Here is a 25,589-nt window from a genome sequence, read left to right as displayed (position 1 = left end):
CGATTTTTTCCGCAGGGACGTTTACGGGTGGGTAAGCTTCCGTAAAAGGCTGTGTCGAAAGCAGCTTTTTCGCTCAGATAGGCGCTTGCCACAGTCCTAGGGCTGGATTGCGGATGAAGTAGAATTCGGTCCCATCGGTGTCCATGTGGAACCCGTCATCTAATTTGCTCACATCGTACCGCTTCATCAGTTCGTTGACGTCGCCGTATTCGTAGCCGACCGACTCAACTTCCTCGGCGGACAGTTTTCCAGCACCATAGATCACGCGAAAACGATTTTCCGGTGAACCGTGAACAAGGTGAGCTGCGGCCGACGGGTTGGCGGCAAGGTCTTCGTTTTCCGCGACCAGCTTGACCACCTCTTCCTTGGTCCGATAGCCGTACTTGCGAATCAGTTTATCGATTTGCGCATCCTCGCCAAACTCTTCGACTGCGGGGCCTAGCACAGTCAACTTTCCACCGGTCGCGATGGCTAGTCGTGTTCGATAGATCGACTTGTTTCCCAGCCAAGTGCTCTTGAATTCGCTAGGGTCGAGATACGCCACGACATGCTGTGGAGCACGATCGAGATGCGTAATGTTGACTTGGTACGCCAAATCAGCGGCTTGGAAAAAAGTTTCGTGATCATCACCAATGTACAAACCCCGCGTATGCAGCGTTCCATCGGGCATCTGTTGCACGACTGTCAACGCATAAAGAAGCGGCATGTCTTTGCAAAAGTGATCTTGAGCGTAGTTGAGTATCTTTCGCAGCGGAGTGTCCGCACGACCGAGCGTTTGTTCAATTCCGCAAATGGCGCTCAGGTAGTGGCTCTCGTTAATGCCTTCGACGCCGCCAGTTCCGACAAACACATTCTTGTTGTAATTGGCCATTCCAATCACTTCATGGGGGACGACTTGCCCCAACGAAAAGATCAGATCGTGGCCGCCATCACGAAGCAGCTTGTTGACCTGGGCTTTCCAAGCCGACGTATAGACTCCTTCGGTAACCTCGGATACGAATTCCGCGGGGACTTCGCCAAGCGTCACTACGTCATCACGCCAGCGATGCGGACGGAAAAGTTCGTGAGGAACTCCTGGGAACATATGGTCGAGTTGTCCCGGCTTCATTGGCGAATGCGTGCCCAAGGCAGGCATGATGTCCTTCACCTTGTCGCCGAGCAGTTCGTAACAAATCGCGGTCATTTCCCCGGCGCGGCTGAACATCCGAGTTTGATCGGGCGGCAGCAACAGAACCTTGTTTCGCTCGCCAATCTTGGCAAATGTATCGACAATAGCTGCCCGCAAATCTTCGTTAGTCAGAGACGTCGTTTCGCTGCCGCGAGCGTAATAAGTGGTCATGAATTAGGTCTGGGAAAAGGACGGTGGTTAATCAACTCTCTATCAGCCTAGCAAATTCGCTACGGCTTGACTTCGGGCCCGCGTTTGGCGTCTTATAAGCGAATGAGCGAACAAGAAATCATGAACCGTATCCCCCATCGAGCTCCCATGCTCTTGGTGGACGAAATTGTGTCCGAAACGGACTCGTCGATTGTATGCCGAAAGTCCTTTTCGGCGGACGAATTCTTCTTTCACGGGCATTTCCCCGATTCGCCAATCGTGCCGGGCGTGATTCAGTGCGAATGCTGCCTGCAAGCCGGTGCTGTGCTGCTTTCCAAAGCCAGTGAATCCGCAAGCAGTACAGCTTTGCCTGTGGCCACTCGGATGGACTCGGTCAAGTTCAAGAAGATGGTTCGTCCAGGCGACACGGCTGAGATCGAGGTCACGCTAAACGAGCAGGTCAGCAATGCGTACTATCTCACCGGCAAATTGAAGGTTGCTGGCAAGCTGGCGGCACGTTTGGATTTTACCGTCACGATGAGTGAGCCCGAGGTTTCAGTATGAGCGAGCGTGAACCCGCTTTCGATTTTTTGAGTCTGTCTGACAAGACGGTTCTGGTAATGGGAGTGGCTAACAAGAAAAGTGTGGCCTATCGGATCGCCAATATTCTTGAAAGCTGCGGCGTCAACGTGATCTACACCCTGCGAAGCGAAGCCCGTCGAGAAAGTCTCGCTAAGCTGCTCGCTGGCCGGACAACACTAATTTGCGATGTCGAAGACCAGGCCCAGATTGATGCGATGGCGGCGAAGCTGAAGTCCGACGGCGTCGAGTTGGCCGGCTTGGTTCACTCGATTGCATTTGCGGATTATCCCGAAGGGATTCGTCCGTTTCACGAAACGACACGCCAACAGTTCTTGCAAGCGATCGACATTTCAGCATTCTCTTTGACGAGTGTTTGCAATGCATTGAAGGACTGTTTTGCGAACGATGCATCCGTCGTCACGATCGGAATTAGCACCACGCGCATGGCTAGCGAAAGCTACGGTTTCATGGCGCCGATCAAAGCGGCGCTTGAATCATCGCTTGCATTCTTAACGAAGTCGTTCAGCCGATTTAGCGAAGTGCGCTTCAATGCCGTGGCGGCCGGTTTGCTTAAGACGAGTGCTTCGGCTGGAATTCCCGGCTACGTTGATTCGTATTTGTACGCCGAGAAAGTCATCCCGCGTGGCCGAGCAGTGTCCACTGACGAGGTCGCATCGACGGCCGTCTTTTTAATCAGTCCACGTAGCAGTGGTATCACGGCCCAGTCCGTGGTCGTTGACGCAGGCATGTCCATTAACTATTTCGATGCCTCCGTTGTTAGTGCTGTGACATCCGCCGACGTCGATTAAGATGAACGCTTCTTGCAGCTAGCTATCTATTTCTTTTTAAGCATAACTCTTAGATTTTTCCGATGAGCCAACAAATCTATATCAACGGCGAGTACTTCTCGCGCGAGAATGCCAAGGTTAGCGTTTACGATCATGGCCTGCTGTACGGCGATGGCGTTTTCGAAGGAATGCGAATCTACAGTGGACGCGTCTTTCGTTTGCAACAGCACCTTGTTCGGCTTTGGGAATCTGCTGCTGCAATCGCGTTGCCCATGCCCATCTCAATCGAAAAGCTCACTGACGATGTAAACGAGTGTGTTGCTAAGAACGCACTCGACGATGGGTACATTCGTTTGGTGGTGACTCGTGGGGCCGGGCCGTTAGGGCTTGATCCTTACAAGTGCAGTAATCCACAAATCATCATCATTGCGGACAAGATCAGTCTCTATCCGGAACAAATGTATGAAGACGGTTTGGAGCTGGTGACTGCGGCAACGATCCGTAATCACCCTGCTGCCTTAAGCCCGCGAATCAAGTCGCTGAACTATCTCAACAACATCATGGCCAAGATGGAAGGCTTGAAGGCCGGATGTGTCGAAGCAGTGATGCTGAACACCAAAGGTGAAGTAGCGGAATGCACCGGCGACAATCTTTTCATCGTGCGGCGCGGGGAACTTTCAACGCCGCCGATTGATGCCGGAATTCTTGAAGGCATCACGCGTGGTGCCGTGTTAGAACTCGCCAAAGCGGCCGGAATCAAGACTCATGAAGTGCCGCTTACGCGTCACGACATCTTTATCGCGGACGAATGTTTTTTAACCGGTAGTGCTGCTGAAGTGATTGCCGCCGTTAAGCTCGATGATCGCGTGATCGGAAACGGTAAGCCTGGTCCCGTGACGACGAAGCTTAACGAAGCGTTTCGAAAACTCGTTCGCGAGCAGTAGTCATCGCTACGGCGTTTGCCAATCAAGGTGAACACCAATGTCTTGAGACGAGGCAAGCCAGAGCTTACGCCGCTTGCTTCTTTTCCTCGGCAGCGTTGACTTTGTTGTAGAGCGTCTTCAGGCTGACGCCGAGTTCTTCAGCGGCGGCAGGTTTGTTGCCATCATTCCGCTCGATTGCCCGCTTGATCGCGAGCATCTCGAGATCTCGCAATGTCATCGGCCCCGATTCCGCAATCTCTTTGCGTAGTTTGCGTTTGCCGAAATGTTGAGGTAAGTCGTCACCACCGATGGGCAGCGATTCGCACAGGATCGCGGCATGCTCGATCACGTTGGCAAGCTCACGAACATTACCAGGCCAGCGATGGGCAAGCAGTTGTTCCATTGCCTCATCAGTGAATAGATTGTCATCGCTACCATCGCTGCGATGCCGACGCAACAAGTGCCTGGCAAGGGTTGGAATATCTTCGGGGCGTTGTCGAAGTGAGGGGACGCTGACCTCGAAGGTGTTGATGCGGAACATCAAGTCTTCGCGGAACGTACCGTCTTCAACCATTTGCTCAAGATCCCGGTGCGTGGCACACACCACTCGGACGTCGACATGTACGGTTTGGGTATCGCCGAGTCGTCGGATATCGCCTGTTTCTAGAACCCGCAGCAACTTAGCTTGCATGGCCAAAGGAAGTTCACCAATCTCATCAAGGAAAATAGTGCCACCCTCGGCGACTTCGAATAGTCCCGTGCGAGCTGCATCGGCACCGGTGAAGGCACCCTTGCAATGACCAAACAGTTCGCTCTCGATGAGATTCTCGGGGAGAGCACCACAGTTGACAGGGACCAACGGCTGATCGGCTCGCAAGCTGGCGTCGTGGATCGCGCGTGCGACGAGTTCTTTACCACAACCGGTTTCACCGCGTATCAAGACCGAGCTGTCGGTGGGGGCAACCTTTGAGATCAAATTCTTGACTGCGTTCATGGCCTTACCGGATCCAACCAAAGTGGATCCCCCCTCAGCCGCTTTCACTCGGTGAGACAAAGCAGCCAACTTTCGTTTGCTCTGGCGTCGTTCGGCAACTCGTCCAAGTAGGCCCGCGATGTCGGCTAGTCGCGATGGTTTGGTCAGATAGTCAAACGCTTGATGACGCAACGCCGCGATCGCGGTTTCTTGGCTCGGCTTTCCTGTCATCACGACCGCTTCGATTTCGGGCCGCAGGCTTCTTGCCTTTTCGATCACCTCGATTCCGTTCATCCCCGGCATATCGAGGTCGACGATCATGCAGTCGAACGATTCCTTTTCCAACGCTGCGACTGCGGTTAACCCATCTGGGCAAACCGTGACGGAATATCCCATGCGAGGCAGTTCTGTGCGCATGAGTTCTTGCAAGTTCTTCTCATCATCGGCAAAAAGAATGTGCATCGCTGGCTTCTTGTTTTTAGTTGATGTCATGACGATCAGTTTGCAGTGAGTCGATAGGAAGCGTTGTAGTTAAGTCGCGTTGTAATCGCGCTTGTATTTAAGTTCGAGTGACCAGAGACAAACCGCTCTGGCCGTTGGTTTTGCCGCGGCTAGGCGGCATGACTGGTTGCGGCTGGTGCAAGAACTTTGAACCGGTGGCTCGCCAAGTTGTCTTCGCATTCCGGTGAAATCGGTAGCGACATCTCCATCCGCGATCCGCAGCCTTCACCATCGCTGTACGGGATCAAGGAACCGCCGTGTTGAGACACGATTCGGTAGGTGATGCTTAACCCAAGACCCGTACCCGTGCCATCGCGTCGTCGGGTAAAGAATGGCTCGAATAGATGCTGCATGACCTCTTGGGTCATCCCGCATCCATCGTCCTGGACGACAACGGTAGCGATATTGTCATCCATCTTGACGGAGACCGTGACGGCACCGTTGGTGTCAACGCTTTCGAGGGCATTGGTAACCAAGTTCAGCACCACTTGGCGAATTTCTTGCGGGTTGACGTGGGCGAACGCCTGCTCGGGAGCATCCACGTGGATCGTTTTGCAACGAAATTTTCCGACGGTGCTCACCATTGCGACCACGTCGTGTACCAATTCGACCAAGTCAGTTTTCGCACGTCGAATTTCGCTAAGTCTGCTGAAGTCGAGCAGCTTCTCGGTGATGCCTTTGCAGCGATAGGCTTCATCTTCAATACGACGCAGGTTTTCAGAAAGCTGTTGGGTTAGGTCTGGTGCGAAAGATTGGGAACCATCACCCGAACCCGCCATTTCAACCAAACGGGACTGCAGTGATTCAGCACTCCAGGCGATGGTGGCGAGCGGGTTGTTGATCTCATGAGCAACGCCGGCTGCCAAGAACCCAACGCTTGCAAGTTGTTCGTTCTGAATGACTTCACGCGTGCGTTCGCGAACTTGGTGATCCAGTTCGGCGCATAGCTTGTCGGATTGCTGTAGTGCGTTTCGGAAGCGACGAGTCATGTCATTCATTGCCGAGGCAAGTTCACTCAGTTCGTCATCGGTGCCCAAGTCAATGACATGGTGGAATTCGCCGCCGGCAACAAGCCGAGAGCCGACGATCAATGTCCGGAAAGGCTTAACGACAAGTGATCGAAACGCGATCAGGAACACCACGACGATTAGCAGCGCGCAAATGATACTGACCCAAGCAATCCCAATCGAGGTGCGATACTTGCCGCGAACCTCAGTGCTGAATTCAGCCATGCCCGTATGGATGGCGGTCAGGTGATCATTAGTTTGGTCAACAAGGCCATCGAGGCGTTTTTCGAGTTCAGCTCGCCGGGAAAAGTCTAGGGGAAGCGGAGCTCGAAGGAATTCTTCAAGTGAGTCAAATGACGCACGGATCTCACCCAGGCTACGTTGTTGGCGAGCGGTGTCGACGAGCAACGATTGCTGTTCGGTTGCTTCTTGAATTTGAGTTTGATACTTGCGGATGGCCAGATCGAAGCTGAGCAACGTTTCTGTGAAACGATCTCGTTCAAGGGCTGCGATGTCAAACAACGGATCAAAGCTAGACGTTTCGATCATGCGTTCCTGGTTGTCAATTTCACTGCTGCGAATATGACTCTCGCGAATCGTGAGCGCTAGTCGGCTCAGATCGTTCGCCAGCGGAATTTCGACTGCTCGTTGGCTAATCGAATTGGCAAGTTTGCGGTACTGATAGAGCCCCCACAAACCGCTAGACGCCAGCAACAGCACCACCGCCGACAACAATGTCAGAGCGATGATAAGCTTCGTACGAATTGGCCAACGTTTAACCACGCTCTTGCCCTCCCTAGCTCGGTGCGTGAAACATCCTGTCTCGATTCCACACAGTATCGAGCCGAGTGGCTTTGGGCAAGATGAATCAAGGCGTGGATTGAAGAGTCGCAATTGCTTGCATTAGGGGGCAGTTCGACGGAACATCGAGCCCACGACGGTAGTTTTCCAATCGTTTTCTTGATTCCTCGGCCAACATTCGACGCACCTCACGACGTTTTCCTTTGACGCGAGGAATTTTCATGTCGTCGTAGGCGGTGGTCTGATGACGCATCCAAGCGATGACCGCGGACTCGGCTCGCCGTTCGATCGGAATGCGTTGAGTCCTCGCCACTGTGCCGCTGCCGACCGGGGTTGCCAACGTTGTGACAGCGGTCGCAAACTTCTGGGCGACGGATTGATAGCGTTTGTCGAACCTTAGGAAGTCCAGCACCGCCCCGTGAAAGTCTTCCACGTAGGCAGTTTGCTTTTTCTCGCGACGAGCTGTGTCAGTAGCTTTCCTTCGAGCGTACGCCGGGTCAGCACGATCCGCTGCCACCGATTGCTTCGCGGCTTCGATTTGTGCCGATGGCGCCCAAACGCCATGCGAAAAAACCTTGCGTCCCTTTTTTTCTTTCACGGTCCAGGTTGGCCCCGTTGATTTGACTCGGCGAGTCAGGCCAGCGTCGCCCGGCGGCAGCAGGCTCCAATCGGCGGGAACCTGTTTGATGGTGCCATCGGTGAACCGTACGCTGCGTTCGTCGGGACCGGGACCGACATCCAATGCTTCCTGTTTTTTCGCCAAGTTACGTCTCTTAAGGTTGTCCTGATCTAGCTTTCGAGTCTCATTCCACCCGCACTTCGGACCAAAGCCACTCGCGGTAATTTTCCAACAAGCTGTTCAGTACGAAAGAAGAATTCGTCTTCCTGACCTGGCTCGGGAGGTTCCATTCCAAGAAACACCAAAGCGGCGTCGCGACTGGTTGTCTGAATGGCCGATGCGGGGTCGCTTGATACCACGACCTTAGTCTTTCCGGCAATGCGAGCTTCACGCAAAAGGCCATCGAGGTGCGAACGTACTTCACTTATTCCCGCATCAGTGTCGACCACGCGAAGCAACCTTAACGTTCGGTTTTGCCAGGAAGGATTTTCCAACAATAGGTGTGCCAGCAACACCATCAGCTCTCCGTTCGCACGACCTCGCCACCAAACATCAATCGTTCCGCGTGGCGCCACCCAATCATTGTCAGGTTCATCCATCCGGCGAAGCACGACTACGCTACGACCGAGGCCTTCAAGATTGCGAAGCAGTCCACCAAACACTCGCATCCGGTCGACCGTCAGTGGGCACCCCAGCAAGATAGTATTGGGACGCAATCTTCCGAGCCCTTGGCATTGGACCAGGGCTTCGACGCCCGCGATGTAGTCGGCTGCAACGACAACGGCTGGGAACGCGCTGAGGTTGTGTTCGCTGATCATGCTGTGCAGGATGCGTTCCTGGGAATCTCGCCGTCGGTGCCGATCGTCAAGTTCACCGGGTATGACTTGTCCGAGGGTTAACACGCCGGTTTGTGATGTTAGCCAACTTCCAAACACCACCAAATGAGGTCGACTGAATCCTGTCCCGCTGAGTGCCAATACAAAGGGACGCCAGTTCTTGGGGTGATACAGTTCGTCTTCGAGCTTAAGTAAGTTCCGACGTGTGCGTTCAAACAATAAGCCGCTTTGCAGGTTGCCCCAGTCCGACTTCACATCAATCCGCGAAAGATAGGCGTGCAAACCAGCGACTAAACCGATGGCCACAATCGCCCATCGCCAATCGATAAGGACCATGACAAGTCCGCAGCCAATCGCACCGGCAAGCGATGTGGACCAATGGCAAAGCTTGAACTGAGGACGGTAGCTGGGGTTCTTCGTGATCGCCTCGTAGAACGTGGCGAGGTTCAACAACCCATAAGTGACTAGGAAAGCCATCGTGATCAAAGGAGCAATCGTATTGAGATCCGCCAACAGGATCGCTGCTTGCGAAATTAGGAACGTGGTCAGGATGGCGCGTCGAGGCTCTCCATCTCGATCCGAACCCACACCAAGGGGCTGGAGAACTTGATACAAACGATCACGAGCGAGTGATTGCAAAATGCGTGGGGCTCCCATCATGCTGCCTAAAGCCGACGAAAGGGTGGCGGCGAACACACCAGCGGCAATGAAGGCCGGCAGGATCGCAATGTCGGACATGACCATCGCGTTTTCGACCAACGCGGATCGTGGGCGTGATCCAGCAAGCAAGAACGCTTGCGACAAGTAGATAACCGCTGTGACGCCAATCGCAGCCAACGTTCCGCGAGGAATCGAACGCGCAGGATCACGCAGGTCACCTGACATGTTCGCCCCCGCCATGATCCCGGTCACCGCCGGGAAGAACAAGGCAAACATCGTCCAGAACGATTCGCCATGATCAAACTGCGGCATAAAGTTTTCGCTCAACATGTGAGTGTCGAACGATTGATAAGCGCCAAAGTAGAACGAGGCCAACGAGGCGACAATCGCCGCGAGTATGAAAAATTGCAGCTTTAGGGTCCATCCAGCGCCGATGACCACGCATGCGAAGACTGCGAAATTGGTTAGCGTTGCGACCAGTGTGGGAGAGATCCCGGCGGGCAAGTAGCCGGCGGCGGCCTCGGTAAAACCCATCACGTACATCGACACGGAAAGGGCTTGCGCAGAGAAGAACAATATTCCAATCGCACCACCGAACTCAGGCCCGAGCGAACGACTGATTAAAAAGTACGCTCCGCCACCTTCGACCTTGGTGTTTGTGGCGATTGCCGAAAGTGACAACGCGGTCAACAACGTGATCAGCTTGCTGGCGATGACGATGCCCAACGTCATCAGTACGCCGGCCTGGCCAACAACGAAGCCAAACCTCAGGAACATGATGACGCCCAGGATCGTCAACACGCACGGCGTAAAGACGCCACTCATCGTGCCAAACTGGTTGCCTTCGTCTGACGATTCGACTTGGCTCATATAAAATTGCCGTCCTGGCACTAGCGATACAACGTAAAGTGGCTGAACCACGATTCTAACGTTGCAAGCGCTCGACTCGCCAGGGCGAACCGGTTGTGATGTTGCTATGGGAAGGTCGGACGTCGTAGTCGACCTACAGCGATTCGAATTGAGAGGCTGCTAGCTCGCTGGACCCACGCGTGCCCAGTGCCCCCCACAAACCGTAAGGGCTCGGTGGATTAACATCGGGATAACTGCCGGGGTAGACGGTTTTGGCGGATGGGTTTCCCGCATCGATCGAGTCCGTTACGAAACGCACGGCACCATCAGCCAAGCAAACGTGAACACCGCCTTCATGACGACTGCTAGATGGCAAAACTCCGTCGCTGTCATCGCGGTTCTCATCAAGAATGATCCCGAAGTTAGGAGCCGAAATCGTTTGGAATGATGTATAGAGTGGCATTCCATCAGCCCATCGGTATCCACGTTGCTGGCCCAGTTGGCTTAAAGACTTACCGAGCTGGACTTCATCATTCCAGAAGTTAGGTCGTTCCGGATCAACAAGTGGGCTGGTCTCAGCCATGTTGGGCTGGTCGCGCAGCGAAGCCGACGAGTCGACGAGTGATGCAATCGCTGGGGTTGTCCGCCAATCCCCGTCACTCAATCCGGTCGCAATTTCACCAAGCAAGATCGTTTGTGATCTGCCGTCATCTATGTCCTTCAACCGTGTGACCTGTCGAGGAACGAAGATCCCTCGCATGGAAACGTCAATCGTCTTTTGCAATTCATCGTCGTGAACATAGCGACCATTCACTAGCTTCATTGCACCGGTGGATGAACCGACGATGCCATCGCCAATGCATGCTGCGTAGTTGATGCGTCCTAACGATGGACTCCCATATCCGGGATCGCTTGGGCAACGGAACGAAGGAATTTCGGTGACCCAGGGTCTGTACTGATGGACAAAAGGTTCAGGGCCACCAGCACCCCAGAACTCATCTTGAACGTCGTCTTTCGCATCCTCGAAATCCATATTGCCCATATCGCCCATGTCGCTCATCTCGTACCCATCGTTCCAACCAGACGCCACGTAGGACGGCTTAGGTAGCGGCTGTGCGATCGCGTCGGCAAATTGCTCTTGGCTTATGAATGGAAGTATGGCAACGAAGATGCTTAGCCTGCGATCGTTGTCGTGGTGCAATACCTCACTGCCGTCGGTACCAGACAATTGAACCGGGAACTGATCGAAAGTGACGTGATATCCGGTGACCGCAAGGCCGATTTGAGCCAAATTAGAACTGCACGAAATTCGGCGTGCTCCTTCGCGGGCACTCTGGACGGCCGGTAGCAGCAAGCCCACCAACATTCCAATCACAACGACAACGGCAAGCAGTTCAACGATCGTAAAACCGGCGTGCGCAATCGTGGCTCGCGAAATCGGTTTGTGTGTCAGTAGATTCACTTGAACTTCCCCAGGCATGGCGGAACCGCGAGTGCGGGATCGTAGCGATGGCTCTGTTCAGACATTCTGTCTGTTTTGGGTGGGGATGTCAACGCATTTTCTTGGTGACTTCATGCCAGCGTAGACAAAGATCGGCTCGCACCCAGATCAGCACGCACAAAGATCAGCACGCACAAAGAAGATTAGCACAGGCCAGAATCCGCGCCGGCCAAGATCGTTAACTTTGCCAGCGAGTGTGCGGAAGGTTAGTCGCTCCGGTTCGCTACCTTCCTGTTACTAATGGCACTTGCGACTCGATACTACCAATGAAGTGAACCGCTAAAGGAAAGCACGCCACCGAGTCTTACTTACCCAGACCGGTCATCATTTTGACCTTGGTGGGCGAACGCTCTTCATTGACCTCACTACCGGTGGACTGATTAGGGGATCCCGTCCGAGAATTGCTACGCTGCTGCATCAAACGATCCAGTCGATTTTCGATCATCGAAGGACGTTGGCCGCTTTGACGCATGCTTCTATCCGTGAATTCAGTCGGTAGTTGTTGTGACAAATCGCCGAACTGATCAAGAATCTCAGTCACTGACATCGGCGAAGCACCCGTTTCCTTGCTGGCACGGGTCATTTGCAAGACGGCTTCCATGGGAACGACGCCTTCGCTGCGAAAACGTATTCCGGTCACAATTGGCCCAGCGGGATACATTCCCATCAGGACCGTTTTGGCGAACCGAATCTCGGCCGAGATGGTAGGGATGGGCGAATGGAGGCGTTCGTTGCTGACGTCCAAACGATGCAGTGTCTGTCGATCGTCGCTAGTAATAAAGACTCGCACGTCAGGATTGTCGACGGTTGATTCGGCAGGCAAATGCAGCAGCAAGAGCTCAGTCGTGACTTTAGGCTTGGTGGAGGTAAGCGCAAGCAGGCCTTCCGCTTTCTCGAAAGTGAACGCCATGGCTAGCGTTCGGCCGAGAACTGTATTGGTTTCTTGCATGCCACCGGGCGAACTAATTCGGGCGCTCGAGCCATCGCCGACGATACCTAAGGCTCGGAAACGTTGAACGGCGGTTTCGATCATCGGCTCGGCATCCACGGTGACCCCGGGTCGATCAAGTTCAAAGAATGCTGTTTGGCAATCGGTACCGAAGTACAAGTGTCCCGATTCGTCGTGGAACAAAATCGGCTGCACGGAAAGTCTGTGCTTTCGCAAGTACTTCTCAACCTGCGTGCGAGTGACGGTGGGTAACTTGTCGATTCCCTCGCTGCCTAATGTCAAGCCGATGGTGAACGTCGGGATTCGACCATAAGTACCGACTCGTCCTGGTCGAGCACCGGTGCGAGCGGGAACCACTGGCGAACCTGGTACCAACATGCGGCATGCGCGATCCGCAGACGCGGTGTAGATCCGGCGAATTTCGGTACCTGTGTAAGGCAAATGGCTGATCGTGGTTACTTCTTGGCGATCAGGCGTGGAACCAATTTTCCCAACCTTCAATATAAGTTCGGGCGAATCGACCTTGGTGGTCTTGTTTGTGTCACTTTCATCGGACTGCGAAATACCATCGCCGAAATTACCAAGGCTAAGATCACTGATCGGAGTGGGCTTCACTTTGGATTGGCTAGACGTCGCATCGGCGTGAGCGGTTGAATGGGACTGTTCTTGTTGCATTAGGGACCATCCCAACATCCCGGCAACAAGAGCAAACATTCCGAGGGTCGCCATTTTCAATGTAGCTTGGTTGTTCATAAACTTGCTCAGATGATGATTCCGTAGGCGGCACTATGAACCGCGAAGTCATTTTGAAATTTGCTCGTCGACCAGACTCGTCCAGAGTGATGCCAAGGCCAAGCATCGCTCCGCCGCCGCGACCGTTCCGACGTGCCTCCACGATAGCGAAACACTGTCACTTGTTTCCCATATTGTGATTGCTAGCTGCCCATTTGACTGCATTGGGGCAAGGAACTCGATGTCTTTTAGCTTAGCATTTCCGATGAAATGCGTTTTTTTCTGGTCATGCGGGCTCAAATCGCTCGTCCTGGACTCCAGTCCCAATCGTCGTCCAAACTTCAAATTTGATAGACACGTCACGCTTGCAGTAGGGAGAAACCAGCGAAGCTTTTCAACCGTGGGAAATCCCAACGGAATGGACTCAAGAATTTTCATGCCATCGGCTAGTTCGTGCGCGATTCCGTGCTCTCGAACATAGGTCAACTGTTTCTGTACACCTTCAACGCAATGGTCCACCGATTCCAGTTCTTCATGCCGCCTTCGGACAAAAGCAAAGCCAACATGGTTGTTCGTTTCGCGGCGTTGTTTCCAAGTACGGGTTTGTACAGGATTCATCACGCATAAGTATCTGCCCCACCTCGGTGATATGATTTGGCTAAGCGCTTTAAGAGTAATGGCGACCGAGAAGTCGTTAAGAGTGACACTCTTTCGACGCAGATGCTGTCGCAATCGCGAGGAGGTGTGCTGGCCTAGCGTGGTTCGTACGAACGGTCCGTGTGATTCAACAAGCGATCGTTGAAGATGGTCCGATTCGAGACTGGGTAATCTGTCGTGTGAATGTCGATCCAGCATCGCGTTGTGCCCGCGAATGGTTACCCAGGCGTTTCGTGGGTTGGGAAGGCTAATCAAACGTCGCTTAACCGCTGCGTTCGCATTGCTGTCGCTTGGACGATCGGATTGCTTCGATGTCTCGTCAGTATCGGCATCATTTGCAATTCGTTTGGTCGGACTGCCTAGCGATTCGGATTGATACTGACGAAGCACAGCGGTGACGATTCGGATCGCACCCACGCCATCGATGGCCGAATGGTGAAAGAAGAAATGCAGTCTTGAAACGCATTCGCTCGTCTCGACCTGATGAATCACGAGCCTTCCAGCGATGCCTTGTCGAGGCGCTATGGAGGCAATCAATTGATCACGATTGTACGCTGATCCATTGGCAATTTCGATCTTCCATTCGTCTGCGCTAAAGGGACGCAAGTTCCATTTTTGTTTCGTTCCTTTGCCCGACAGCCTTGCAAACAGACGCGGTTGAAATTGAACCACCAAATGCCACGACTGTGTTAATCGTTCAAGATCAATTTCGCCTTCGACGGATACCGCGCCATCGAACACCATTCCCGAACCGTGGCACGGTCGCGCGAAGTAACGCTCAACGACGGTAGATGTGACTTCGGAATTCTTCGCTGAAATCAATTCGGCGACAGAATCAGGCACGGATGCTAACTCCACCGTCGACAATCAATGTTTGCCCCTGGATTAAATCGCTAGCGTCGCTACATAGGAACGCGACTACTTCGGCAACGTCTTGCTCGCACAACTTGCGTTTGCCCACCATCATGCGATCGGTTGCAGCATCGACCAACGCATCGGCGCCCGGCATGCTGGCGATTGCGTCGGTAGCAATAATTCCCGGCAATACACAGTTAAAATTCACTCCATCGTCCCCATGTTCGAGCGCCAGGTGGCGCATCAAACTTTCCAGGGCTGCCTTGGAAGCACCGATCGCTCCATAGTGAGGCACCGCCCAGCGAGATCCGTGACTGCTAACGGCAACCATCTTGCCATGATGATTGGCGGACTTCAACGCTTTGGCGGCAGCTTGCGCTAACCAAATCACGGGTGCGGAGTTATTGCGAATGGTGGCTTCAAAATTGACCGGAGTGAGGTCCGCTAGATCACGGAACCCACCCGCGGCAGCATTGCTAACGATCGTGTCGAGTGCACCGAATTGATGTTCGACCTCGGCAACCATAGCAGCGATGTCGTCCGCTGATGAGATATCGGCTTTGACCAACATCACGTCGGCGCCCATTTGATCGATGGCCCTTGCTACTTCAACCGCGGCACTTTGTGAATTCAGGAAATTCACGGCGACGCGAGCGCCTTGGCGGGCCAGTTCGAGCGCGATTGCGCGACCAATCCCTCGGCTTGCGCCGGTCACCAATGCGGTTCGTCCTTGGAGATCGTTTTTCATCGTTTCCGAATGTGTCTGTGTCGTGTCAGTGGAACGTCGGTTGCCCTAGAGCATATTCAATCATTCTGCTCGTTGCGTCAGGAAGGCTGGGATAATTCGGCCCAATTGGTTTGAAACGCGTGAAGTCGCTCTTCACAGCGACCAAAAATTCGAGAGCTGACGGTTCGCCCACCGGTTTCGGGCACACTCGCAGCGGCGACCATTCCGGCTTGAATCTTAGGAAAGATCGCTGCATCCTCATCTAGGACTTTGCGAGCGAGGCCTTCGGCGGTTCGTCGCAGCGCCGCGCTGATGCTTCGCTTGATTGGACTTGAAGACGTGACCCGAGGCGTGAATCCAAATACCCGAAGCGCGCAGGTTTGATTACCGGTCGGATACACTTGGTAGATTAAGCTCAGCGAATCCGTCAAAGATGCCATCACACCGGGGAAAACATGCACATGCCGGTAAGTTGGGTCAAAGGAACCCGTTAAGTACCGTATCGTGCGCTCTTCCAAACGTGTCAAGAATGCGTCATCCCGAAGCGTAGTAGAAAACGTGGTTCCCCAGTCTCGCAATTCGTGATCGCTGTTTTCTTCACCTGGATCCTTCCCAAACGTTTCGGCGTGAACTTCCGACAGGTGATAACTTTCAAGCGACCCTTCGACCACAATTTTCCAGTCGCACGGGTATTCAAGTTGATCGGTGAAACTGAATCGCCATCGCTTGGGATCTGTTCGATCAGCAAACAAGGTCTTCCATGAAGCTTGGTCGTCCATGGATCGGTTCGGACCGCCAAGGTGAGCAAACACAAGTGAACCGACCTGCTCTAGCGAAAATTGAGGTAGCCGATAATCATCTCGCTCAAACTTGGGGAAGTTTGACGCGCCTGGCAATTTCCTGGTCCGGCCGTCGGCACCATATCGCCATCCGTGGTAGGGACACTTAAGTTCTTCGGCGTGACCACACCCTTGGTCAACCAATTGACAATGGCGGTGGGCGCAAACGTTGTGCAACGCTGTCAGTTGGCCATCGTGATTACGTATCAGGATTGGAACGCCCATTCGCTCGTCGGCCACATAATCACCAGCATTCTTAAGCATGTCGGTGACGCCAACAAGTTGCCAACTCTGTTCGCGAAAGGTGTGCGTGTCGCGCTCGGATGCCGCCGTGTCAACGTAGTCACTTGCCGGCAGGACTGCGGTCAGAGAGGTTTCACTTTGGTACATTCGCCTAACTCAGCCATCCAACTCGATAACCATCGAGCCGCAAGATGAGATCTCGATTTTGGCCGGCCAAGACTGCTGACAAACGTCCTCCAGCAATTTCGCTAGTTGATTCTTCAAGTGAGTCTACCCAGCGGACAACGACGCGAAGCGGTTCGCCAGGATGGGGTAGTCGTCCCAATTCAATTTCGTCGAAGAGAACTGGCAAACTAGGTCTATTGCCAACTTGGTATGCCAACATTCCCGCGGCATACAAGACCGCATCCATCGTCGCGGGTGATATGGTCCAACCCACTAAAGGCCGCGATTCACCGGCAAGGTGTGCGGGACTCGGGGCCACGATCGTTCCTAACGCGACCGGGATCTGGCCGTCCATTGCAAACTCGATCTCACGAAGGCACTGCAGTGATGGGCCGTGATATACCGGCGCGTCTTCGGGCATGTACTCGATCGCTTTTGCATCGACTCGCAAGTGGTCAAGCAAGTCCACGGAATCGTATCGCGTAGGTTTGCATGCGGTCGCGTCTTCTAATTCAACACTCGCGGTAAAGTGCTCGCGAGCAGCCTCCACCAACCTTCCGTCGCGACGACGCAAGTCACTCACCAATTTCCAAGAATGCGAATCATTGCCGGGGATCAATTCGACTGCGAACGCATCATCCGTTAAGCACTTCAACGGCCGGATAGCTTGCACGTTACGTAGCGAACTCACACGTTGCGGCTTTCCTGATGAAAGTGATTGATGAATCGACGCGGCTTCGCTAAGCATTTCGATCGCCATCACGAATGGCAATGTCGGTCGTCCCTGAACCAAGTGTTCTTTCAAGAATAGATCACGTTCGGGATCAAGGGTTACCTTGAATGACGTATCGCGAAGGTTGTGATCGGACCATCCATTCTCTGATGGATCTAGCATTGCTGCCGGTGCGGCGAGAACATCAGTGGATGTGTGTTGTTCGTTGGGGAAAAACTTGCGAACGTATCGACGATCGGTGATCAGTACTTCTGCATCATCGCCACCGTTTTCAATCTCGTTCAGGAAGTGTTGCAACCCCTCTTGAGCTGGCATGAACTCCATGCCAATCATGTCTAACGCGAGTTTGGCTTCTGGTTTTGTTGCCATCCCGACATCACCCCACGCGTGCCAATGAAAGGTCACGCATTTGGTATGGGGACGCTCGGCGCGAAGACGTCCAATTATCTTAGAAAGCATGTCATTGGCGGCGCTGTAATCGGTGTGCCCATTAGCGCCGAACCGGCCGCTGATCGAACCGAAGCCAACAAACCATTCAAGCGGGTCAGCTTGCGTGGCTGCGGCAAGGGAAACACAGCCGTCAATCTTCGCATCTAAACATTGTTGGACTTTGTCGGGACGTTTGCGATCAAATCGAGCGTCTTGACCGGAGCCAGCACCCTGAATTACACCCCGTATAGGACCATCGGATCGGCGGATACTCGCAACAAGTTGGGCAACGTCTTGCGCGTCGGAGACATCCACGCTGTGATAAGTTGCTTCAATACCACGCTCGCGACATTGCTGTAATGTTTGGTCAATCTCGATCGCTTTTTCGTAGTTGCGCCAATGCTTGACCGGGTTGCCGCCGCTTTGCTGGACGCGATTCATGGTGTCGCGTCGCAGTTGAGCCCGATCGATTTGCGCTCGCTCGCGAGTGTGCGGATCGATCGGTTCGGCTTTGGCCATACCAAGCAAGTGCAGTTTAAGACCGTGTCGCTGAGCTAATTCCATCGCCGTCATGGCGGTGATGCCACGTCCGCCGCCCGCCACAAGCCAGACTCCACCCGGTGTGATATTAACCGAATGAACGCGATCGGCGGCTAAGTTTGCTTGAGGGATCGGTTGATACTGGGCCCGTGTTGCTCGGCGTAAAGGCCCATCCACGATCACTTCTTCGTCGTAGGAAGGCACTGCAAGTTCTCGGAAGCCGCCATCGACGATTGCGTCGGCGGTAGCGTTCTTTGCACCGTCGACGACCAGCATGGGAGTGTCACGATAACCACGCATCCAAGCCTCAATCAGCATTGCTTTGGTGAGTCCTGCAATTCCACCCGACTCGGCTGAACGATTCGCTAGGTTTTCGCCGCTGCCCGCATCAAAGCCAAACTGGCCGCCATTGCGAACAAAAGAGACCAACGAGGATTGATCCATCAATTCATCGTCGATGACTTTTTGCATCCATAATTGACACACGCGATACGGGATCGAAAGCGCTGCGACTTTTCTTGCTTGCCATGCGCGAGCGTCCAGCGTCGACCAACTGGCTTCCGCGTCGTGGGGCGTCGTCAAAAACAAATGTTGGGATACACCGTCTTTCCAAATCGATTGAATGATCGAATCAATTTGGTCCCAATTCAAATCAGAGCCGATTTGATGATAGGGCAATCCGGTCATCTTCCAACGCTTGATGATCGCGTCAGCGATCGGATTGTCCCCGACAATCAATGCTGGTCCGCTAAACCTTGGCTGATTCGGCGTGCCCTCGTACCGAGGAGCCTCGCAAGTTCTCAGGACGAAGCGGTGAGTACCCTGGGCCGGCGTCTTCAACGGTGCCGGCTCCGTTTGATAGGTCGCTTGCTCAGTTAGGGTAGGAGATTTTTTTTTTTCGCCGCTGTGGTTGGCGGTTTGGTTGGCGGGCTGCTCTTTTTCGCTATCGGCCGAGGTCAAGTGCTTAAGCACATACGCGTGGATCGACGCGAGGGTCGGGAAATCAGACAGCCGCAAATTCTGTTCGCGGATAGATTGCAACTCGTACTGCGTTTCAAGCTCACCCAGCAATTGTGCCCGTTTAATAGAATCGACGCCAAGTTCACCCTCCAGGTCAGCATCCATGTCGATGATGCTTTCATCGTAACCCGTCTGGTCGACCACCAAGTCGATGATCATTCGTTGAAGCGATTCGGAAATATCTTCGTTCGAGCTTGCCGGTGCGTCGACATGAGTGTTCAGCTCGCTGCTGACTGCGTTATCTGCTGTGTCGTCTTCGCCAACTAGAGCCAGGATATCCGCAAGCGAAGCAAACTGCGCCAACCGCATCGACTGCATGTCAATTTCCAGATTGCCCCACTGAACGACTTCGCCAATCAATTGAGCTTTCTTGATGCTGTCGACACCCAGTTCACCTTCGAGGTCGGCGTCGAACTCAATGATTTCAGGGTCGTAGCCGGTCAAATCAACGACCAAGTCAAACAAGAATGCTTTGGCGGATTCGCGTTTGCTTACGCTAGCCTTAGCAACTGATGCCGGTGATGTCGCTCTCACTTCTTGAGGGTTGGCCTGGTTGGAAGCAACCGCAGGAATGCTCGCGATTTCATTCGTAGTACGAATGGCACTTGGGTATCGGTTGGGTTGAGCAGCGCCGGGTTTCGGGGTTCGATGCACGACGCCGTTAGCGTTTCCGTTGCGAGACGCAGGTGATGGCGCGATCGTTTCGTCGCCGCCACGATTGCGACGTGTGACATCGACGACATCAAACTTGGAAGCGGAGGATGATGGTGCACCGTCAACCAAGATAGAACCATTCTTCGAAGGCGAGGACGTAAGTGCTGCACTGCTGGGTGGCTGTTGAACATCGTTCGATGTTGCGCTGCGTATGGTTGATCCAGTGAATGCTTCGCAGGCTAAGTCAATTAAAGCCGTTCGCAAATGCAGAGGGCGTCCGCGATCATCAGCAGACAGGCAAATTGCGTTTTTGGTGAGTGTCGACTTCGCCAACCGCGTCAGAACGTCGCTTGGACCGACTTCGATGAACAATCCACATCCATCGTGTGCCAAGCGTTCGACAGCACTGGTGAAACAAACTGGACGAGTAAGTTGATCGATCAAATTAGTGATAATGTCGAGCGGTTCAGCCAAGTAGCGGTTGCTGATCGCAGACAAGAACCCGAATCGAGGTGGCTTGGCGACTTGTGAACCGAATCGAACTCGCAGCAAATCTTGCGCTGGCTTCATCGAAGGTGTATGAAACGCTGCCGGCACTGGGATGACGATTGAAGCAAGGTTGGCACTGGCAAGTACCGCCTTCGCATTGGCAATCTGAGGCTTGCTACCCGCGATTACGGTTTGCTCGGGTGCATTGTGGTGGGTGATGAAGTACGTGATGTCATGACCGCTCAATGCAGCGTCGATTGCAGCGGGTTCAGCACGTACCGACAACAATTCACCACCGGTAGCCGCTGCGGTAATTACCGCGTCACTGCGGTACTTCGCAAACTGAATTGCTTGTTGAGTCGACATAACTCCGGCACACCATGCGGCGGTGCATTCGCCAAAGCTGTGTCCGAGGACAACATCGGGTCGATGACCTCGTTGTAACATCGACTGAGTCATCGTCGTTCCGACGGCCAGGACCCAAAGCTGAGTCCACCAAATGTTACGTCCTAACTCATTCCTGGGGTCGTCAAGCCGATGACCGACCGGTTCTAACCCCATTGCCGTCAATTGTGCGTCGAACTCATCCAGGAACCCTTGCGATAATTCGCTGTTGCAAATCAGTTCTGGTTTCTCGGCATACTGCGATCCTTGGCCGGGGAACAGCCAGGCTGATCTTGAGCCGCAACTTGGGAAACGAATCCAACCGCAATGACGGGGCAAAGCTTTGCTGGTTGAGCTTGCGAATGGACCCTCAAGGATTGCCTTGGCAGTTTCGCGAACTTCATCAAAAGATTGGCCAACGATACCGGCTTGAATGACGCCGGTCGCATCATGGCTGAAGTGACATACCTCGCCCACCCATTGATTAGGTTCGCTGCTAATGACGCTTTGAAGCGACGCCTGCATCTGCTCGGGCGACCCTGCTTCTAAACGCAACGTGATCAGATCCCTCGCTATGCGAGACGAAACTTTTTTCTCCACGTTGGTGATCGGATGACTCGATTGGGATTCGCGTGCGGGCATCAAAGTGGAAACAGCCGGTATTGGATCAAAGGATGATTGTGCGTCATGGTTCACGGCGATCGGCGACTTCGTGCCGCGCGACACTCGGTAGCTTATTTGGTAGCCGTCGTCCGCGGTCTCTTCAATGGATGTGACCCGCGGTTGACTAAGTTCGTTAGGGTCAGCAATGGTGGCTGCAATCGTTTGAACTAAGCCCTGAGCACCTCCGAGGTGTCCAATGGTTCGAACAAGCTGATAGCCAGATATTTTGTCGTGGTTAATCGAACGTTGATAGGACTCGTTTCTTGATTGTTGGACATTGTCTGACCAACTCTCTTTAACGCCGTCTATCACGCCATAGATCTTTCGTCCCTGGGTTATGGCATCGTCGAGGCGTTGCAATATCATGCTTGCCACACCCTCCCCCGGGAAGATTCGGGAACCGTTATTTGGCAGATCTTCGACTCTGCCGGACTCCACTAACTGGTGTTTTCGATACAACTGGTCAAATGCCACCAAGTCCATCGCCCGATGCGTTGCACCGCAAATTGCGACATCCACATCATGAGTGTTCAATCGCTCGATCGCTGTCATCAATGCGAGACCGCTCGACGCCTCGTCGGCGTCCACCGCGTAGGCTCCACCCATCAAATTGAATACACGTGCGATTGCTGATGCCAACGTGCTGGCTGTGAAGCCACCTGTTTCATCCAGTAGGGCCGGGTAACGCTCGAGAATCAATTCGCGGTATTCCAGCAGCAAATCGGACACGATTTGGGAACCGATTCCGTGTCGGGCCGCTGCCTCGGCGAGGTGCTTGCCGATTTCAGGGAGCCGCAGCCCGATTTGCAATTGATTGCTAAACTCGCCGCCAAAGATCGTTCCTACCGCGACTCCCACGCGTTTGCGGTCAACGGTCCATTGATGGTTGTCGAACTCCTCGATTGCTTGGCGAGTCGCTTCAATCAACATCAATTGCGCTGGATTGGCATTACGCACAAGCTTGGGTGGAATTCGATACGACTGAGCGTCAAACTTAAAGTTCGTTACGTAACCACCTCGGCAATGAGGCGTCGAAAACTCACTTCCATCGTTGCTGCATCCGAGAATCTGGCCAGGATGAAACGGATCGGCGAGCCAGCGATCTGCTGGCGGATCGGTAATTTGGCACGTTTGACTTGCGAGCAAATCGCCAAACGCTTCAATAGAATCGGCGCCCGGCAAGATCACTCCGCGGCCAACGATTGCAATCGGTGGTGATTCCTTCCGAGTTTTCGCGACCGCTTTCGGTTTTGAGCCTGACTCGGGTGAGTTTTCTTGTTCGATGATCGCATGGGCATTGAGTCCACCAATGCCGAAAGCGTTGACACCGGCAACTCGCGACGATTGCGACTTAGGCCAAGGCAAGACGGTGTCCACGATCTTGATGGGAGAATCGTTCCACTGATACAGGTCGGTGGGTTCAGCAAAGTTGATCGACGGAGGAATTTGTCCTCGTCGCATCGACAGCAACACTTTCACCATCCCGACCAAGCCAGCCGCTTCAAGCAGGTGGCCAAGGTTGCTTTTGACACTGCCGATTGGTAGTTGTTCGTTGGGCGGTTGAGGAGACGACGAGTTGTCATTGGTTTCACGCAGCAGCGTCGTCAAACTTTCGAGTTCAGTGGCATCACCAACTTGCGTGCTAGTCGCGTGGCATTCTAGATAGTCGATTTGCAAAGCGCGATCGAGTTTTACTCTGGCCCGCTTCATCGCCAATTGTTGACCCTCGCTGCGCGGTGCCCATAATCCTTTGCCCTTTCCATCGGAAGCAACGCCAACCCCTCGTAGCACAGCGTGAATCGGCAATCCCAATTCTTCCGCAACACGACGTCGCACCAATACGATCGCGACATAGCCTTCGCTGCTGATCAATCCACTGGCGCGACGATCAAATGGGTGGCACCCCGAATCACTGCACGCTCCTGATTGTGAAAACAATGCTAAGTTGTCGACGTTATTAAAGGTCGCTCCACCGACAATCGCCAAGTCCAGATGATCGGCGTCGATTGCCAACGCTGCGTGCTGAAGGGCTAAAAGAGAAGACGAGCAAGCAGCGTCAATCACTTCGCGGCGACCCTGCATACCGGTAAGTTTCGCGGCTAGCGAAGCAGCGGAATAGGCGTTCAAGTGAGGTCCGCCATCGTCTTGCCGACGCGGTCGCGATTGACGGATTGCCTCGGTCGCTTCACGAACCATGCGTTCTTTCGTCGGCATGCTAAGGGAAGCTGCAGCCGATGTCTCATTGATCAAACAAGTCGCCGTTTCGGCCATCGTTGCCATGGCAAGTGGACCGCCAAGTTCGGTGCCTCCACTGTGACCGACAAAAACGCCGCCGCGTTGCGGGTCCAGACCGTCCACCTCAAGGAGCTTGCGATTCCCAAAAACCGCCCGAAATGCGGCTGTGGCGACATGTGCAAATTGACGGTGGGTCAAATCGTAGGCGCCGAGAGCTTCAATTTCGCGTTGGATATTTTGGTCGATCGGGAGCGGATCGACGCAGCCACCGAGTTCCGTATACGTCTTGCCGGGAACGCCACGCCGACTATCAAAGTACAACGAACGATCGAGGCGATCAGCAGGCATCAGGTCGATCGCCGAACGACCTTGAAACAACAATTCCTCGAACTCATCGACATTGTTGACGTTACCGGGCAGGCGAACCGAATAGCCGCAGATCACCACATCGTCGGGATCGTTGGGTTCACTGCTGACGGTTTGAATGGATGGTTTCGCCAGCGTTGAATTGGTGGGTGATGTCGGTCGTTTGAGTTTCTGACGCTGCGGCGCTGGTGCCGACCAATTCTGGATCATGCTCAATAGCTCATCTTGAGCTATGGAGGGCGTTGGATCGAGATCGGTTTCAGCGATCACCCGATCAATCTGAGTGCGGTCAAACTTGGGGTCGTCTCGGAAGTACGGTAAGAAGGTGCGAACAAATGGATCAGCCATTTGGTCGATCTCTTTCTGCTGGTCCGCGGATATTTCTTTCTTCGCGGAACCGTTTGATCGAACACGTCGCCCTGCGAGCCATGTTTGAGTAGCCGTGCGGAACGCAGAATCGAGGGTTTCGATTGCTGTGCCGTCTGGTGTCGTCAGGTGATACGTTTTACCGTGATACTTTGGCGACGTTGCAATCGTCGCAACCGCACGCGAGATCCAATCAACGTCGACTAAGTTCTTTCGTTCGTTGCCTCGGAACCCAAGATTGCGGAACCAAACCCCATCATCAGGCAATCCAAACTTCGCCGACAACATCTGGTACATGGAAAACGCACCATAGATGGTACGGTCACCTGATACGGGTGCGATGCCAGTTCGATCAATAACAATCGAAGGCCGATAGATCGTCAGGTTGGACTCTCTGAATGCATCGTTGACCATTTGCTCAGCAATTGATTTGCTTCGCTCGTAGTCATTCGCAAAGGATTGACCGACGTCATTCTCGTTTTCCCGAACGGTACCTGATCGCGTTCCGCAAACGTAGGCGGTCGAAATTTGGTGCCAACGTTTGATGCCAATCTGCTGACAAAATTTGATTAGGTGGCGCGTGCCGTCGACGTTCGTTCGATAGGGTTCGTTGTCAGCGTTCTCGGTCGCCGGAGCGAAGCTTAAGCTCGCTGCACTATGGATGATTTGGTCACAGTCATTAGCGATCGCACGTTGATCGTGATGAGGGATACCCAAGCCGGGCTGGTCAAATGAGGCTTCAACTACTCGCGGACGCGGCAGAGTTTGATTCCAAGCTTGCTCAAAATCTTGCAGGATGTTCTCGATACGCTCGGCGGCGGATTGGCGACCCTTGGAACGAGCAGTCACAACCATTGGGATGCCGCGTCGTAGCATTTCTGCCATGACGTACGAACCCACCATGCCAGTGGCACCAGTGAGCAAAGTAGAACGAGAGGTCGTGTGGTCAGGCATGAATGATTGCAGAGTCGATGAGGAGAGCCTGATGGGCCGAGACGCAGCGTATGCAAGATACCAAAATCATAGAATTACCATCGGTATAGTCTATTTTGATTAGGTCTCACATAAAGCCCAGCCGAGCTTCGCGAAGCGGTCGGGGGAGCGTTGCTAGCCTGCCTAATACGTCGCGTTGCGATCGCGTTTGCCTTTGCGCCGAGCTTGGGAGGCCACGAATCACCTTAGAAA

The 25,589-nt window shown here is 53.7% G+C and carries 14 protein-coding genes; 3 read left to right on the top strand and 11 right to left on the bottom strand.

Annotation, left to right across the window (positions count from 1 at the left end; translation table 11 throughout):
* Window positions 1-73: 73 nt before the first annotated feature.
* The gene (locus tag Pla22_RS23180; RefSeq protein WP_146517189.1) at window positions 74-1,339 is read right to left on the bottom strand and encodes a lactate racemase domain-containing protein; all 1,266 of its coding nucleotides are present in this window, start codon (window positions 1,337-1,339) and stop codon (window positions 74-76) included.
* 120 nt (window positions 1,340-1,459) lie between these two features.
* Between Pla22_RS23180 and Pla22_RS23175 the strand changes: the two genes are divergently transcribed.
* The 3 genes from Pla22_RS23175 to ilvE all read left to right on the top strand — a co-directional run bounded on the left by Pla22_RS23175 (window position 1,460) and on the right by ilvE (window position 3,632).
* Window positions 1,460-1,882, top strand: coding sequence for a 3-hydroxyacyl-ACP dehydratase FabZ family protein (locus Pla22_RS23175; RefSeq protein ID WP_242632281.1), 423 nt, complete (start codon window positions 1,460-1,462; stop codon window positions 1,880-1,882).
* Complete coding sequence (locus Pla22_RS23170) at window positions 1,879-2,709, top strand: enoyl-ACP reductase FabI (protein ID WP_146517186.1); 831 nt, start codon at window positions 1,879-1,881, stop codon at window positions 2,707-2,709. Before Pla22_RS23175 ends, Pla22_RS23170 begins: the two co-directional genes overlap by 4 nt.
* A 62-nt stretch (window positions 2,710-2,771) precedes the next feature.
* Window positions 2,772-3,632 carry a branched-chain-amino-acid transaminase gene (gene ilvE / locus Pla22_RS23165; RefSeq protein WP_146517184.1) on the top strand — a complete coding sequence of 287 codons (861 nt, stop codon included), beginning with the start codon at window positions 2,772-2,774 and terminating at the stop codon, window positions 3,630-3,632.
* 64 nt (window positions 3,633-3,696) lie between these two features.
* Here the strand turns inward: ilvE and Pla22_RS23160 are convergent, their stop codons facing one another.
* The 10 genes from Pla22_RS23160 to Pla22_RS23115 form a co-directional block, all read right to left on the bottom strand.
* Window positions 3,697-5,046 (bottom strand): sigma-54-dependent transcriptional regulator, encoded by a 1,350-nt coding sequence (locus tag Pla22_RS23160; protein ID WP_146517399.1) that lies wholly within the window; start codon window positions 5,044-5,046, stop codon window positions 3,697-3,699.
* 149 nt (window positions 5,047-5,195) lie between these two features.
* Window positions 5,196-6,875, bottom strand: a complete 1,680-nt coding sequence (locus Pla22_RS23155) for a sensor histidine kinase (protein WP_146517181.1) — start codon at window positions 6,873-6,875, stop codon at window positions 5,196-5,198.
* A gap of 85 nt (window positions 6,876-6,960) precedes the next feature.
* A complete protein-coding gene (locus Pla22_RS23150) occupies window positions 6,961-7,656 on the bottom strand; it encodes a DUF2293 domain-containing protein (protein WP_146517179.1) in 696 nt (231 codons plus the stop codon).
* Window positions 7,657-7,682: 26 nt separating this feature from the next.
* Entirely contained in the window at window positions 7,683-9,878 is a 2,196-nt protein-coding gene (locus tag Pla22_RS23145; RefSeq protein WP_165440805.1) for an APC family permease, read from the bottom strand.
* A 133-nt stretch (window positions 9,879-10,011) separates the two neighbouring features.
* A complete protein-coding gene (locus tag Pla22_RS23140) occupies window positions 10,012-11,337 on the bottom strand; it encodes a DUF1559 domain-containing protein (protein ID WP_146517178.1) in 1,326 nt (441 codons plus the stop codon).
* Window positions 11,338-11,662: 325 nt separating this feature from the next.
* Window positions 11,663-13,060, bottom strand: coding sequence for a hypothetical protein (locus Pla22_RS23135; RefSeq protein WP_146517176.1), 1,398 nt, complete (start codon window positions 13,058-13,060; stop codon window positions 11,663-11,665).
* Window positions 13,061-13,108: 48 nt separating this feature from the next.
* Window positions 13,109-14,539, bottom strand: a complete 1,431-nt coding sequence (locus tag Pla22_RS23130; protein ID WP_146517174.1) for a hypothetical protein — start codon at window positions 14,537-14,539, stop codon at window positions 13,109-13,111.
* Window positions 14,532-15,299 (bottom strand): SDR family oxidoreductase, encoded by a 768-nt coding sequence (locus Pla22_RS23125; protein ID WP_146517173.1) that lies wholly within the window; start codon window positions 15,297-15,299, stop codon window positions 14,532-14,534. Before Pla22_RS23125 ends, Pla22_RS23130 begins: the two co-directional genes overlap by 8 nt.
* Window positions 15,300-15,376: 77 nt before the next feature.
* Entirely contained in the window at window positions 15,377-16,507 is a 1,131-nt protein-coding gene (locus Pla22_RS23120) for an aromatic ring-hydroxylating oxygenase subunit alpha (protein ID WP_146517171.1), read from the bottom strand.
* A 4-nt stretch (window positions 16,508-16,511) separates the two neighbouring features.
* Complete coding sequence (locus Pla22_RS23115; protein WP_146517169.1) at window positions 16,512-25,358, bottom strand: type I polyketide synthase; 8,847 nt, start codon at window positions 25,356-25,358, stop codon at window positions 16,512-16,514.
* Window positions 25,359-25,589 lie beyond the last annotated feature (231 nt).

Origin of the sequence: Rubripirellula amarantea (assembly GCF_007859865.1) — a bacterium.
Classification (GTDB): domain Bacteria; phylum Planctomycetota; class Planctomycetia; order Pirellulales; family Pirellulaceae; genus Rubripirellula; species Rubripirellula amarantea.
The sequence above is the reverse complement of the archived record's forward strand: the minus strand, read 5'-3'. Positions and strand labels throughout refer to the sequence as shown.

What these genes read in the sequence shown, in the direction of transcription:
- Pla22_RS23145 (WP_165440805.1), bottom strand. Translation starts at nt 9,878, where the DNA reads ATGAGCCAAGTCGAATCGTCAGACGAAGGCAACCAGTTTGGCACGATG.
- Pla22_RS23115 (WP_146517169.1), bottom strand. Translation starts at nt 25,358, where the DNA reads ATGCCTGACCACACGACCTCTCGTTCTACTTTGCTCACTGGTGCCACT.
- Pla22_RS23120 (WP_146517171.1), bottom strand. Translation starts at nt 16,507, where the DNA reads ATGTACCAAAGTGAAACCTCTCTGACCGCAGTCCTGCCGGCAAGTGAC.
- Pla22_RS23125 (WP_146517173.1), bottom strand. Translation starts at nt 15,299, where the DNA reads ATGAAAAACGATCTCCAAGGACGAACCGCATTGGTGACCGGCGCAAGC.
- Pla22_RS23180 (WP_146517189.1), bottom strand. Translation starts at nt 1,339, where the DNA reads ATGACCACTTATTACGCTCGCGGCAGCGAAACGACGTCTCTGACTAAC.
- Pla22_RS23160 (WP_146517399.1), bottom strand. Translation starts at nt 5,046, where the DNA reads ATGCACATTCTTTTTGCCGATGATGAGAAGAACTTGCAAGAACTCATG.
- Pla22_RS23135 (WP_146517176.1), bottom strand. Translation starts at nt 13,060, where the DNA reads ATGAACAACCAAGCTACATTGAAAATGGCGACCCTCGGAATGTTTGCT.
- Pla22_RS23140 (WP_146517178.1), bottom strand. Translation starts at nt 11,337, where the DNA reads ATGCCTGGGGAAGTTCAAGTGAATCTACTGACACACAAACCGATTTCG.
- ilvE (WP_146517184.1), top strand. Translation starts at nt 2,772, where the DNA reads ATGAGCCAACAAATCTATATCAACGGCGAGTACTTCTCGCGCGAGAAT.
- Pla22_RS23175 (WP_242632281.1), top strand. Translation starts at nt 1,460, where the DNA reads ATGAACCGTATCCCCCATCGAGCTCCCATGCTCTTGGTGGACGAAATT.
- Pla22_RS23170 (WP_146517186.1), top strand. Translation starts at nt 1,879, where the DNA reads ATGAGCGAGCGTGAACCCGCTTTCGATTTTTTGAGTCTGTCTGACAAG.